The sequence below is a fragment of the Candidatus Frankia nodulisporulans genome (genome assembly GCF_902806475.1).
GTDB lineage: Bacteria > Actinomycetota > Actinomycetes > Frankiales > Frankiaceae > Frankia > Frankia umida.
In genome coordinates this window covers 1-12,473 of record NZ_CADCWS010000019.1, presented here as the reverse complement: position 1 = coordinate 12,473, position 12,473 = coordinate 1, and the positions used below count along the sequence as shown (strand labels likewise).

The window sequence follows — 12,473 nt, the reverse complement described above, 5'->3', positions numbered from 1 at the left end:
GCCCGCGCCACGCCTGCCGCTCACACGCTCGACCGTACCCGGGCCGACGACCACCGCCACGCCAGCCGGGCCGTATCACCCATGCCGGTGTGACCGTCCGTACGCGTGGGCCGAGCCAGCCGAGAGCCGGATGGCGGATGCTCTAGGGTCCGGTGGCATGCAGACGAAGTGGGAGTACTTCACAGCCCCGTTGTTGATCCACAACACCAAGCAGATCCTCGACACGTTCGGTGAGGACGGCTGGGAGCTGGTCCAGGTGATTCCCGCTCCCACCAACCCCGAGGGGCTCGTCGCCTACTTCAAGCGGCCCAGGTCCCAGGGCTAGCGGTGACGACCCCGAGCGAGCGCCTGGCCAGCCTTGGCCTCAGCCTGCCCGCGGTGGCGACCCCGGCCGGCGCGTACGTCCCGGCGGTGCGCGACGGTGATCTCATCTGGAGCGCCGGGCAGCTCCCCCTGGTCGACGGCCGGCTGGTCGAGGCCGGTCTGGTGGGTGCCGAGGTCACCGCGCCGCGCGCCGCCGAGCTCGCGCGGATCGCGGCTCTGCTCGCACTGGCCGCCGTCGCGGCCGAGGCCGGCGGGCTGGACGCCATCCGCCGGATCGTCAAGGTCGTCGGCTTCGTGGCCAGCTCCGCCGGGTTCACCGCCCAACCTGGGGTGGTCAACGGCGCCAGCGAGTTGTTCGTCGAGGTCTTCGGGGATGCCGGTCGGCATGCCCGCTCGGCCGTCGGCGTCGCCGCGTTGCCGCTCGGCGCCCCGGTGGAGATCGAGATCATCGCCCGCGTCTGAGGGCTGACGCACTAACATCAGCGCTGTGTCCCATGGTGTGCCGTCCCATGGTGTGCCGATCAACCGATCGTCGCGGGCGGGTGAGCCCTGCGATGGCCCGGCCCGCGATCGCGTGTCGTCGGCGGTGGGCGCCCCCGGCCGGGGGACCTCCGATGGCGGGGCGTCCGACGGCGGGACGTCCGGTGATCAGGGGTCGGTCGCCGGGGTGCCACGGCAGGTGACACCGCTGGCGGCCGTCCTGCTGGCGCCCAATCCGGGTCCGATGACCCTGGACGGGACCAACACCTGGCTGCTGCGGGCGCCCGGGCACACCGGCGCCGTCGTGGTCGACCCGGGGCCGGACCTGCCCGAACATCTCGACGCGATCGCCGCCGCCGGGCCCATCGCGCTGATTCTGCTCACTCACGGTCACTCTGATCACAGTGCTGGTGCGGCCGCGCTGCACCGGCGTACGGGCGCACCGGTGCGGGCGCTTGATCCCGCGCACCGGCTCGGCGACGAGGGCCTCGCCGCCGGGGACATGGTGGCCCGGCCCGGCTTCGAGCTGCGCGTCCTGCCCACCCCCGGGCACACCGCCGACTCGCTGTCGTTCCTGCTGACCGGTGCGGACACCGACCCGGCGGTGCTCACCGGAGACACGATTCTCGGCCGGGGCAGCACGGTCGTGGCCCATCCGGACGGCCGGCTTGGCGACTACCTCGAGAGCCTGCGGCTGCTGCGGGAGCTCGGCGAGACGACGGTGCTGCCCGGGCACGGCCCGGAACTGCCCGCCGCCGGCGCCGCCGCGCGGCACTACCTGGCCCATCGGCACGCACGCCTCGAGCAGGTCCGGGCGGCGCTGGCCGCGATGGGGGTCGAGCCGGAGCGGGCGGACGCGGCCGAGGTGGTCCGTCGGGTCTACACCGACACCGACCGGGCGTTGTGGCTGGCCGCCGAGTTATCCGTGCGGGCGCAGCTCGCCTACCTTCGGGACCATCCCACTCTCCCCTGAACGGGCCATCGGGATCGAAGCGGCGTCTGGGTCCGCGGCGGGGCAGCTTACCGGCTGACCTGGCGAGGTGCGCCGGGTTGGCCGACCGTCCGCTTCGGGCCCGACGATCCGGTGCCGACGGGGCGGAAATCACCTGCGCGTGGCTGGCCCGCCCGGGCCTCCCGGGGGCACCCCTGGGCGCCCCCGCACCCCCCGGCCGTCCGCCCGACCGGCCCGAACATATGCGACCACAGTCGGGCATCCGACCCCGCGCCGACGGGTAAACGAGACGCAGGCCACTAAACTTGACGCTGGAGGGAGCCGCTCGTGCGCAGGATGACGACGTCACGCGACCGGCCCGGGGCCCGCACCCGGAGCGCGGCGGGCATCGCCCACCTGGCCGTACCCGCCCGGCTCCGGTGCGGTCCGACACCGCGGAAGGTCCGATGATGAAGGTGCCAGCACAGCCGCAGAAGCCCGTGTTCCCACCCACCGGGACGGCGATATGGTGATCTCCGCGCCGCTGACCGGACCGTCGCAGTGCCCACGCTGCGGGTCGGCCGCCGTCCCGGGCGGGCGGTTCTGCTACCACTGCGGGCTCGAGTTCGCCTCGGTCGAGGCGGCGACGCTGGATGTCCCCGAACGCCGCGTGGTCACGGTGCTCTTCGGTGATCTCTCCGATTTCACCAGTTGGGCGGAGGACCGCGACCCCGAGCGGGTCGGTGAGATGACCGACCGGGTCCTCGCCGCGCTCGCCCACGAGATCGACGAGGTCGGCGGTCGGGTCGACAACCTGACCGGGGACGGGATCATGGCCGTCTTCGGCGCGCCGACCGCCCACGAGGATGATCCGGAGCGGGCCGTGCGGGCCGCGGCGGCGATGCAGGAGACCGTCCGCCGACTGGTGCAGGACACCGCCGGTGACAGCGCCGAGGGCCGCCTCGGTCTGCGGGTGGGCATCAACACCGGGGAGGTGCTCGCCGGGGTACAGGCGGCGCTGTCCTACACGGTCATCGGGGACACGGTGAACACCGCCGCCCGGCTGTCCGCCGCGGCCTCGATCGGCACGGTGTACGCCGGGCGGGAGACGGCCAGCGCGACCCGTACCGTGGCCAGCTGGCGTGAGCTGCCCGATCTCGCGCTCAAGGGCAAACGGGAGCCGGTGCCCGCCTACGAGCTGATCAGCCTGCGCCCGTCCAACGTCGAACGTCCGGGTCTCGCCGACGACGCGCCGTTCCTTGGCCGTGACGCCGAGCTCGGCCATCTGCAGGCCCTGTTCGACGAGGTCGTCGCGCGACAGTCGCCGCAGGTGGCGCTGCTGGTCGGCGAGGCCGGCATCGGCAAGACCCGGCTGGCCAGCGAACTGTCCGACCGGGCGGCGGCGACCCCGCGCACGATGGTGCTGTGGGGGCGCACGGTGCGCCACGGGGACGGGCGCGGGCTGGCGCCGCTGGTCGACGTCGTGCGCAACGCCTGCCGCATCACCGACGGTGACTCCCTCGACCGGGTGGCCGACCGGGTGCGTGCGATGGTGGCCGGGCTCGCCCATCCCCTGACCGGTGCCCGGCTGCCCGCCGGCATCGCCGATCGGTTGCTGCTGCTGCTCGGGGTTCCGCTGGACCGCCGCTCCACCGGCGGGCCCGTGGCCACTCCCGGTGACCCGGCGGCCCGCGCCTCGCACGTCGAGGAGGCCGAGGAGCGCACCGTGGAGGCGACGGTGCAGGCCGTCGCGCTGCTGCTCAGCGCCCAGGCGCGCACGGGTCCGGTCCTGGTCGTGATCGACGACCTGGAGTGGGCGACCAGCCAGCTCTCCGACGCGATCAGCCGGCTCGCGTCCCGGCTCGCCGGGCCGGTGCTGCTGGTCCTGGTCGACCGGGCGGGGCCGCGGCTGGCCACCCTGCCGCACGTGCACCGCATCGATCTCGCCCCGTTGGGGGCCGAGGCGTCCGGGCAGTTGCTCACCAACCATCTGGGTGGCCGCACGCTGGAGCCGCGCACCCGAGACGATCTGCTCGCCCGGGTCCACGGCAATCCGTTCTTCCTGGTGGAGCTGCTCAACCTGCTGATCGACCGGCGCCTGCTGCACCCGTCCGAACGCACCGACGATCATGTGCACGCCGAACTCGTCCTGGACGGGGCGTTGGCCGACAGCCCGCTGCCCGCCGGGGTCCAGTCCGTGCTCGCGGCTCGCATCGACGATCTCGACCCGAGCGCCAAGGCGGTGCTGCGGGCGGCGGCGGTGCTCGGGCGGCGGTTCCCCGCCGAGGCGCTGCCGATGGTCGAGGAACGGCCCGCCGACGAGGTGACCCGGGCGCTGGCGGTGTTGACCGAGCGTCAGCTCGTCCGGCCGCCGCGGGCACACGAGGCCCGGTGGCGGTTCGTCCATCCGATGGCCCGCGACGTCGCCTACGCGGGGCTGCCGAAGGTCGAACGAGCCCGCCGGCACGCGACGGCGGCCCGCTGGGGGGTAACCGCGATGATCGGTACCTCCCGGTCGGTGTCGACGTTCGTGGCCAACCACTCGTTGCGGGCGTTCGACCTGGCCGCGTCCATGAGTCTGCCGCCGAGCGATCCGGCCTGGGCCGCGCGGATGTCCGGTTTCCACGCGCATGTCCGGCTCGCCCGTGCGGCGCTCGCCCGCGACGACCACCGGACCGCGGCCGAGCTGCTCGCCAACGCCCGCCGACTGGGCCGTGACCTGGTCGATCAGCGCGAGGACAACACCGTCCGGGTGCTGCACGCCGAGGCGCTCGTCGCGCTGCGTCAGCTCGACGAGGCCGAGCGGACGTTGCGCCCGGCGCTGCGTGCGGTCGCCCCGGCCCGCCGCGCCGCCGCTTTCTCCGTGCTCGGTGAACTACGCCAGAAACAGGGACGGGCGGACGAGGCCGCCCAGTGTCTGCTCACCGCGTTGGAATCGGCCCACGAGGCCGGGGACGAACGGGCCATCGCCGCCGTCCTGCGTCGGCTGGGCATGCTGGAGTACAACGCCGGACGGATCGGGGCCGCCGAGGAGCGTTACCGCGAGGCGCTCGCGATCGCCCAGCGGGTCGACGATCCGCGCGGAGTCGGCTGGGCGTTACAGCATCTGGCCTGGAGTGCCACCACCCGCGGCGACTACCCGCGGGCCGAACGGACACTGCGGGACGCCTCCACCGTCTTCGAACGCCTCGAGGACACCGGCGGTCTGGGCTGGTGCCGCGGCACCGAGGCACTCGTGCTGCTGCTCTCGGGCCAGCTCACCCGGGCCCGCGACCTCGCTCGGGAACTCATCGAACTCGCCGGTTCGGTCGGCGAGCAGTGGGGGATGGCGGTCTGCCTGACGATCGACGGCATCGCCGCCGCCGAACTGGGTGACCTCGCCGTCGCCGAGGCGGACGCGACCCGCGCCGCCGAACTGTTCGAGTCCTGCGCGGACACCTGGGGCTCGATGCTGGTGCTCGTCGCCCGGGGCCTGGCCGCCCGTGGCGCGGGCGAACCGGCCCGTGGGGCGCGCTACCTGGAGCAGGCCTGTGACCAGGCGGCGGAACGCGGCCATGTGGTTGTCGGGGCGCTGGCGCGGGTGCTGCTCGGGCTCACGCTGCTCGACGCCGGAGAGATCGACCGGGCGGCGGAGGCGGCCGAGGCGGCACTGCGCGACCTGGAACATCTCGACCTTCGACCGCACGCACAACTGGGCGCCAAGGTGCTCGTCGCCCAGATCGCGCGGGCACGGGGTCGCCTCGACTCGGCCCGGGACCTGCTCCAGGAGGCGCTGGCCGCCAGCGAGCCGGGGACGTTGCTGTTCCCCCGTCGCCAGGCCTACGCCCACCTGGCCGGCATTTTGCTGGACGCGGGGCAGCCCGAGGCGGGCCTTCAGGTCGCCCGGCGCGCGGTCGCGGTCGACGCCGAGGACGTCCGCGCCCAGGTGCTGGGCTACCGGGCGCTGGGGACCGCGCTGGTCGCCAGCGGCGACCTGGAGGGTGGACGAGCCGCCTACCTGCGCGCCCTGGCCGCGGCCACCGCGACCGACGCGGTCAGCGAGGCACCGCAGACCCGGCGGTTGCTCGCCGGCCTACCTCCGAGTGGTGGCGGCACGGATACGCCACCGTCGACGAACCCGGCGGATGGCGATGACGGCTCCGCCGCCGGCGCCCCGGCACCCGCCGGCAACGCCTCCGGCGACGCGTTCGCCGGCACCCCGGGCTAGGCGCGCTACCCATGAACGTTTCCGGCTGTGGTGCGGTGGGCGCGGGCCCACGGTCCGGGGCCGCGGGCGGCTACCCGTCCCCGGCACCCCAGGCGGCCAGGCCACAGGCCACGGCCAGGCCGGCGACCCGCCCCCGGGCACGGTGGCACGTCGACCGTCCCGGCATGCTCACGTCAACTCCGGCGAGCATGTCGGGACGATGACCGGGCACATCCGCGACAGCGGTCAGCGGGCGCGGCGGGACAACCGTTCACGGTCGAGCAGGACGACGGCACGTGAGTCGAGCCGGAGCCAGCCACGGGTCGCGAAGTCGGCGAGTGCCTTGTTCACGGTCTCCCGGGACGCCCCGACCAGCTGCGCGAGCTCCTCCTGGGTCAGCCCGTGTTCGACGCGGACACCAGCCGCCTCGTTCCCGGGCTGGGCCGGTTCACCGAACCGTTCGGCCAGGTCGAGCAGCGCTTTGGCGACTCGGCCGGGCACGTCGGTGAACACCATGTCGGCCACGCTGTCGTTGGTCCGCCGCAGCCGGCGGGCCAGGACCCGCAACAGCATGGCGCCGGCCTCCGGGCGCGATCGCAACCAGGGCCGTAGCGCGGTGTGTTCCAACGACAGTAGCGACGCATCAGTGACAGCGGTAGCAGTGGCCGTTCGGGGGCCTGGATCGAACAGGGAAAGCTCGCCAAACAGGTCTCCTGGACCCATCACGGACAGCAGGTTCTCCCTGCCGTCCGCGGACTGGCGCCCTATCTTCACTTTTCCGGACAGAACGACAAAGACCCGGTCACCCACGTCTCCCTCACGGAACAGGACATCCCCACGGGTGACGTCCTGCCGATCAAGATGGTCTGACAGGGCTAGTCGATCCTGCTCGGACAGCCCCACGAACAGCGGCACGCGGGCTAGCAGATCCTCCACGGATCTGAGCATGCCAGGACTGAGGTTGGAGGGCACGGGCAGGGACCCCCGCGACCAAAATTAACCGGCGAGGGTGAACGTACTGCGACCACTCGTGTGCTGATCGCGAGAATCCGCACCTGATCAGGCACTGTTGGATGACACGTCCGGGCCGATCGACTGCCCGAGCGGACCGTCACGAGCAGGTCCGCGCCGGTCGGCGCCCGAACGGGCCGGTCCCGTCCGGGCCTATCGTCCCGGTCCGGCCAGGGCCCATGGACCCCCTGTGGCCGTTGGGCCACCCGGTCGACGACCCCCAGCCCGGCGGGCACGGCCCATCGGTGTCAGGCGGGTCGCCCGGTCGCCGGACCCACGGTCGCCCGGGCGAACCCGCCACCTGCGCGGACGTCCGGTCGTCGGCACCAGGCAGGTGCGGACCGGTTCGGGGACGGACAGCGGCGCACATCTCATGCGTCAGCTAGCCCACACCCGATCCGGCACCCCCGACAAAACGGGACAATCTGTGATAGGGCTGACCATCAGAGCGCGCGGTGCTTGCCGGGGGGTGGCCGGCGCAGCCGGCCGCGATACCGCTCGAGTGCGGCGGGCAGACCCTGGTTCATGAGGGTGTCGACCTCCTCCGGTCGGGCGTTGTCGAGGAAGCCCTCGAGCCCTTTGCCGGTGTCGGCGGCGTTCAACGGGCGTTCCACCCGTTCCATCGCCAGCAGCAGCGCGAGCAGCAGGAGTGGAAAGCAGACCGCAGCAATGACAAACATGACTCCCCCATGGTGGCTGACGGACGTGCCCGGGCCAGCAAGGGGGTGGACGTGTCGCGCGTGGCGTGCCGATGGTGTGACGGACTGGTGGGAACCCGGCGATCGTCCGGCGGATCGACGCGCCGGATACGCTGCCAGGCATGCTCGCCACCGTCGACGCCGCGACCGAGACGCCGCTCGCGCGCACTCGGCGGGCACGACGGATCGTGCGACTGCTGGGTGAGATCCATCCCGACGCACGGATCGCGCTGGATTTCGACAACCCGCTCGAGCTCCTGGTCGCCACCGTCCTGTCCGCCCAGTGCACGGACAAGAAGGTCAACGAGGTCACACCCGCGGTGTTCGCGCGCTACCGCGGCGCGGCGGACTACGCCGGCGCCGACCGGGCCGAGCTCGAGGAGCTGCTGCGCCCGACCGGGTTCTTCCGGGCCAAGACGAACTCGCTGATCGGTATCGGCTCGGCGCTCACCGAGCGCTTCGGCGGCGAGGTTCCCCGCTCACTCGCGGAACTGGTCACCCTGCCGGGCGTCGGCCGCAAGACGGCCCACGTGGTGCTCGGGCACGCCTTCGACATCCCGGGCATCACCGTCGACACGCATGTCGGGCGGCTCGCACGCCGGTTCGGTCTGACCGAGCAGGACGATCCCGTCCGGGTCGAGGCCGATCTCGCACCGCTGTTCGAGCGGCGGGACCACACGATCGCCTCCGACCGCATGATCTTTCACGGCCGGCGCTACTGCCACGCCCGCCGGCCGGCCTGTGGGGTGTGCGGGCTCGCCCGGCTGTGCCCGTCGTACGGGACCGGTCCGATCGAGCCGGAGCTCGCCGCCCGGCTGGTGCGCGGCACCCGCGGTGACGTCGAGGCCCTGCGATGACCGCGGAGGCCGACGGGAGCGGGACCAGGACCGAGGGCCAAGAGCGGACCGAGGGCCAGGAGCGGACCGAGGCCGGCGGGGCCGAGGTTCCGGGCTGGCTGCGTGCGCTCGCCGCCGGGGCGGACGAGGCGCTGCGCCGCGGTGAGCTCAGTTGGCGCGAGCAGGAGTCGGCCGGGGCTCGCCCGGCGGCTGTGCTCGTCCTGTTCGGCGAGGGCCCGCAGGGACCCGACGTGCTGCTGATCGAGCGTTCCGCCGGCCTGCGTCGTCACGCCAGCCAGCCGGCCTTCCCCGGCGGTGCGGCGGACGAGACCGACACCAGCCGCGCCGAGACGGCGCTTCGTGAGGCCGCTGAGGAGGTCGGGGTCGAACCGGCGGGTGTGCAGGTGCTCACCACGACCTCGCCGCACTACCTGTGGGCCAGCCACTACCTGGTGTCGATCACCATCGCCTGGTGGCGTACGCCGTGCGAGGTGGCACCGGTCGATCTGGCCGAGACGTCCTTCGTCTCCCGGGTGCCGCTGGCCGAGCTCACCGATCCGGCGAACCGGCTGCACGTGCGCACCCCCAGCGGGCGGACCACCCCCGCGTTTCGGGTCCACGGCCTGCTGGTCTGGGGATTCACCGCGGGCATCCTCGACGTTCTGCTCAGGCTCGGCGGCTTCGAGCGTCCCTGGACGCCCGCCGAGGCCGTCGATCTTCCTTTCCCGCCCCGCGGCCCTGACCCCGCGGATGCCATCGCCACGGCGGAGGCCACCACCGCGGTGGACGCCGACGGGGTCCGACCGGAGAGAGACCCGACGTGACGAAGGTCTGGCGCACGGCGCCGGCACTGCTGACGCTGCTGCTGGTCGCGGCGCTCGGCCTGGCCGGCTGCGGTGGCAAGGGCGGGCCGAGCGCCTCGCAGGGACCGACCCTCGCCGCCCAGCCGGGGCCGGGCGGCGTCCAGGTGTTCGCGGTGTCCGGCCTGCCGTCGATGACCTTCTCGGCCAGCGAGCTGGTGGCGAAGCCCGGGAAGATCAGGGTGGACTTCTCGGTGCCCGCGGGATCGGCGCCGCACAACTTCGTCATCCCGCGCGTCAACGGCGCGTTCACCCGGATCGTGTCGGCCGGAAACTCACAGAGTGTCACCTTCACGGTGACGGAGCCGGGCAGCTATCAGATCGTCTGTACCATCCATGCCAACATGACGGCAACACTGAAGATCACCTGAGCCGGGTCGGGGGAGCCGCGTGCCCAACCTGCTCGACCTTGCCCTGCTGCTGCTCATCGTCCTGTTCGCGATCTCCGGCTACCGGCAGGGCTTTCTGGTCGGTCTGCTGTCGTTCGTCGGCTTCCTCGGCGGCGGCGTACTGGGCACGAAGATCGCGAAACCGTTCACCGAGGCGATCGGCCAGCGCGAGCACGGCGCGCTCATCGGCCTGCTCGTGGTGCTCGGGCTCGCCATGGTCGGGCAGGTCGCCGGCACCGCCCTGGGCGCCGCCGCGCGGGACAGGCTGACCTGGCGTCCCGGTCGAACCGTGGACGCGGCCGCCGGGGCGGTCCTGTCCGGCCTGTCGGTGCTGCTGGTCGCCTGGCTGCTCGCCACCGCCGTCCAGCGCTCGCCGTTCACCTCGCTCGCCCGCTCGGTGCAGGACTCCCGTGTCCTTGCCGCCGTGGACGGCGAGATGCCCGGCGGGGTCCGTCAGACGTTCGCGGACCTGCGCCAGATCGCCGACAGCAAGGGCTTCCCGGAGGTCTTCTCCGGCCTGAGCGGCGAACGGATCATCTCCGCCTCCCCGCCGGACCCGGCGACGACCGCCGCGACCGGTGTGCGCGACGCGGCGGCCAGCATCGTGAAGATCCGCGGGGTGGCCCGGTCCTGCAACGAGCGGGTCGAGGGGTCCGGTTTCGTGTTCGCCCCGCAACGGGTGATGACCAACGCCCATGTGGTCGCCGGTGTGCGCCAACCGACGATCGTGCTCGCCGGCGGTGTGCTTCCCGCCCAGGTCGTCCTGTTCGATCCCGACCGTGACATTGCGGTGCTGAGCGTGCCCGACCTGACCCGTCCACCGTTGCGGTTGCGCACCTCACCGGCGGCCGGCGCGGAGGAACCGGCGGTGATCGCCGGCTACCCCGAGGACGGCCCGTACACCACGGTCGCCGCGCGGGTCCGGGTACACCAGCGGGCCCGGGCGGCGAACATCTACGAGCACGGCTCGGTGGTGCGCGACATCTACTCGGTGCGCGGACAGGTCCTGCCCGGTAACTCCGGCGGTCCGCTGCTGGCGTTGGACGGCTCGGTGCTCGGCGTGGTGTTCGCCGCCGCCATCGGCGACTCCGACACCGGCTACGTGCTCAGCGCCACCGAGGTCGCCTCCGCCGCGACCGCGGGCGGTGTGGCCACCACCCCCGTCAGCACCCAGGGCTGTGCCTGAGCGGCACCTGAGCGGCGTTCAGGCGTCCAGCCAGCGCAACAGCTCGGCGTTGACCGCCGCCGGCGCCTCCTCGTGCGGGAAGTGCCCCACGTCGTCGTACAGCCGCCAGGTGTAGGTGCCGCTGACGTAACGCCCGGAGCCCTGGGCGGTCGTCGGTAGCTGGGCGCGGTCCAGCGCGCCGTGGATCTGCAGGGTGTCGATCCGCGACGAGTGGCGCAGCGCGGCCGTGAACCGGATGCCGTCCGGGCGGAACAGGGAGCGGAACACCCAGCGGTGGTACTCCAGCGCGCTGTGGGCGACCCCGGGGATGCGCATCGCCGAGCGGTAGCGCCGTTCGGCCTCGGCGTCCGGGTAGCCCGGGCCGCCCCAGGTCCGCAGTAGCGTCGCCACGTGGGCGGCGTCGGCGGCGACGAGCATCCGCTCCGGGCGCCAGGGCAGCTGGTAGCCGAACAGGTGCCGGCTGGCCGCGCCCTGCCCACGTGGATCGGCGGCGATCTCGTGCCGCAGCCGCAACGGATGGGCCATCGCCAGCACCGCCAGGCGACGCACCGCGGCGGGATGGCGGGCCGCCAGCGTCCAGCCGAGCAGACCGCCCCAGTCGTGACCGACGACGGCCGCGTCGCGCTCCCCGAGGGCGCGGATCAACCCGGCCACGTCGTCGGCCAGGGTGAACGCGTCATAGCCGCGGGGCGGTTTGTCGCTTGCGCCATAACCGCGCAGATCGGGGGCGACGACCCGGTACCCCGCGTCGGCCAGTGCCACCAGCTGATGCCGCCACGACCACCAGAACTGCGGATATCCGTGCAGGAGCAGGACCAGCGGGCCACGGCCCTGCTCGGCGACATGCAGGCGGGTCCCGTTGGCGGACACGTCACGGTGCTGCCACGGCCCGTCGATCAGGACACTGGCTGGCTCTGGAACGCTGTCCTCCATCGCCTGCCAGGATGGCAGATCGGTGGCCGGGCCCGGACGGCTACCGGCCGTCCAGTACCGCGGGCTGGCCGTGTGTCGGGGACGCCTGAGGGGTCGCCGGGTCGTGCGACCACGAGGCCGTGGCGGGCGCGGGGCCCGCGGGCTTCGGTGCGCCGGTGGGCCGACGCAGAAACGCGATGTCGTCCTTGACGGTCTGGATGGTCCGTTCGGGCGGGGACAGCCGGCGGAATCTGGTCACCGCGAACAACGCGAGGATGCCCGCCACGACCAGGTACAGCAGGGCGGTGATCAGGTAGGACCAGTACCGTTCCAGACCGGCCCAGGTGAACAGCTCACCGAGGAAGATCGTGACGGCGATCAGCGCGCACAGCCCGAGCCCGCCGGCCACCGCCAGGGCGCCGATCCCCAGCGCGGCCGAGGTGGCCTGCCGGGTGAGTTCGGCCTTGGCCAGGTCGATCTCCTGCCGGACGAGCAGTGAGACGTCCCGGGTGGCCAGGGCCACCAGCTCACCCAACGAGGGCTCCCGGCCCTCCCTGGTCCTGCCGGCACTAGTCGACGACACCCCTGGTCCTCCCTCACCTCGGTGTGGCCCGCCACCGCGCCACCCGAACGGCCCGGATGCCACGGCCGACCGGCCCC

The 12,473-nt window shown here is 73.1% G+C and carries 12 protein-coding genes and 1 pseudogene; 8 read left to right on the top strand and 5 right to left on the bottom strand.

The window, feature by feature from the left end:
- Positions 1-157 precede the first annotated feature (157 nt).
- The 4 genes from G6R24_RS03870 to G6R24_RS03855 all read left to right on the top strand — a co-directional run bounded on the left by G6R24_RS03870 (position 158) and on the right by G6R24_RS03855 (position 5,942).
- Positions 158-325: a Sp36 family protein gene (locus tag G6R24_RS03870; protein WP_163547815.1), complete on the top strand. Its 168-nt coding sequence runs from the start codon at positions 158-160 to the stop codon at positions 323-325.
- Positions 326-327: 2 nt separating this feature from the next.
- Positions 328-786 (top strand): RidA family protein, encoded by a 459-nt coding sequence (locus G6R24_RS03865; RefSeq protein WP_163547789.1) that lies wholly within the window; start codon positions 328-330, stop codon positions 784-786.
- A gap of 205 nt (positions 787-991) precedes the next feature.
- A complete protein-coding gene (locus tag G6R24_RS03860; RefSeq protein WP_225438092.1) occupies positions 992-1,777 on the top strand; it encodes an MBL fold metallo-hydrolase in 786 nt (261 codons plus the stop codon).
- A 484-nt stretch (positions 1,778-2,261) separates the two neighbouring features.
- On the top strand, positions 2,262-5,942 hold the full coding sequence (locus tag G6R24_RS03855; RefSeq protein ID WP_163547788.1) for an AAA family ATPase: 3,681 nt from the start codon (positions 2,262-2,264) through the stop codon (positions 5,940-5,942).
- Between the two features lie 225 nt (positions 5,943-6,167).
- On the opposite strand, the gene G6R24_RS24365 is transcribed toward G6R24_RS03855, so the two are convergent.
- The 3 genes and pseudogenes from G6R24_RS24365 to G6R24_RS03845 form a co-directional block, all read right to left on the bottom strand.
- The gene (locus G6R24_RS24365; protein ID WP_276511389.1) at positions 6,168-6,494 is read right to left on the bottom strand and encodes a Crp/Fnr family transcriptional regulator; all 327 of its coding nucleotides are present in this window, start codon (positions 6,492-6,494) and stop codon (positions 6,168-6,170) included.
- Positions 6,495-6,578: 84 nt separating this feature from the next.
- Positions 6,579-6,869 (bottom strand): annotated as a pseudogene (locus tag G6R24_RS24360) (cyclic nucleotide-binding domain-containing protein); the annotation flags it as partial.
- A gap of 506 nt (positions 6,870-7,375) precedes the next feature.
- Positions 7,376-7,612, bottom strand: coding sequence for a hypothetical protein (locus G6R24_RS03845; RefSeq protein ID WP_163547786.1), 237 nt, complete (start codon positions 7,610-7,612; stop codon positions 7,376-7,378).
- A gap of 140 nt (positions 7,613-7,752) precedes the next feature.
- Between G6R24_RS03845 and nth the strand changes: the two genes are divergently transcribed.
- Genes nth through G6R24_RS03825 form a run of 4 tightly spaced genes read left to right on the top strand, consistent with a single transcriptional unit; the run spans position 7,753 to position 10,901 of the window.
- Entirely contained in the window at positions 7,753-8,487 is a 735-nt protein-coding gene (nth, locus tag G6R24_RS03840; RefSeq protein ID WP_163547785.1) for an endonuclease III, read from the top strand.
- Complete coding sequence (locus tag G6R24_RS03835; RefSeq protein WP_163547784.1) at positions 8,484-9,290, top strand: NUDIX hydrolase; 807 nt, start codon at positions 8,484-8,486, stop codon at positions 9,288-9,290. The genes nth and G6R24_RS03835 overlap by 4 nt, the downstream gene beginning before the upstream one ends.
- Entirely contained in the window at positions 9,287-9,697 is a 411-nt protein-coding gene (locus tag G6R24_RS03830; RefSeq protein ID WP_175084883.1) for a plastocyanin/azurin family copper-binding protein, read from the top strand. The genes G6R24_RS03835 and G6R24_RS03830 overlap by 4 nt, the downstream gene beginning before the upstream one ends.
- A 19-nt stretch (positions 9,698-9,716) precedes the next feature.
- Entirely contained in the window at positions 9,717-10,901 is a 1,185-nt protein-coding gene (locus G6R24_RS03825) for a MarP family serine protease (RefSeq protein WP_163547783.1), read from the top strand.
- A gap of 18 nt (positions 10,902-10,919) precedes the next feature.
- Here G6R24_RS03825 and G6R24_RS03820 read toward each other — a convergent pair whose 3' ends face one another.
- The gene (locus tag G6R24_RS03820) at positions 10,920-11,834 is read right to left on the bottom strand and encodes an alpha/beta fold hydrolase (RefSeq protein ID WP_163547782.1); all 915 of its coding nucleotides are present in this window, start codon (positions 11,832-11,834) and stop codon (positions 10,920-10,922) included.
- 40 nt (positions 11,835-11,874) lie between these two features.
- A complete protein-coding gene (locus G6R24_RS03815) occupies positions 11,875-12,396 on the bottom strand; it encodes a phage holin family protein (RefSeq protein WP_175084882.1) in 522 nt (173 codons plus the stop codon).
- Positions 12,397-12,473 lie beyond the last annotated feature (77 nt).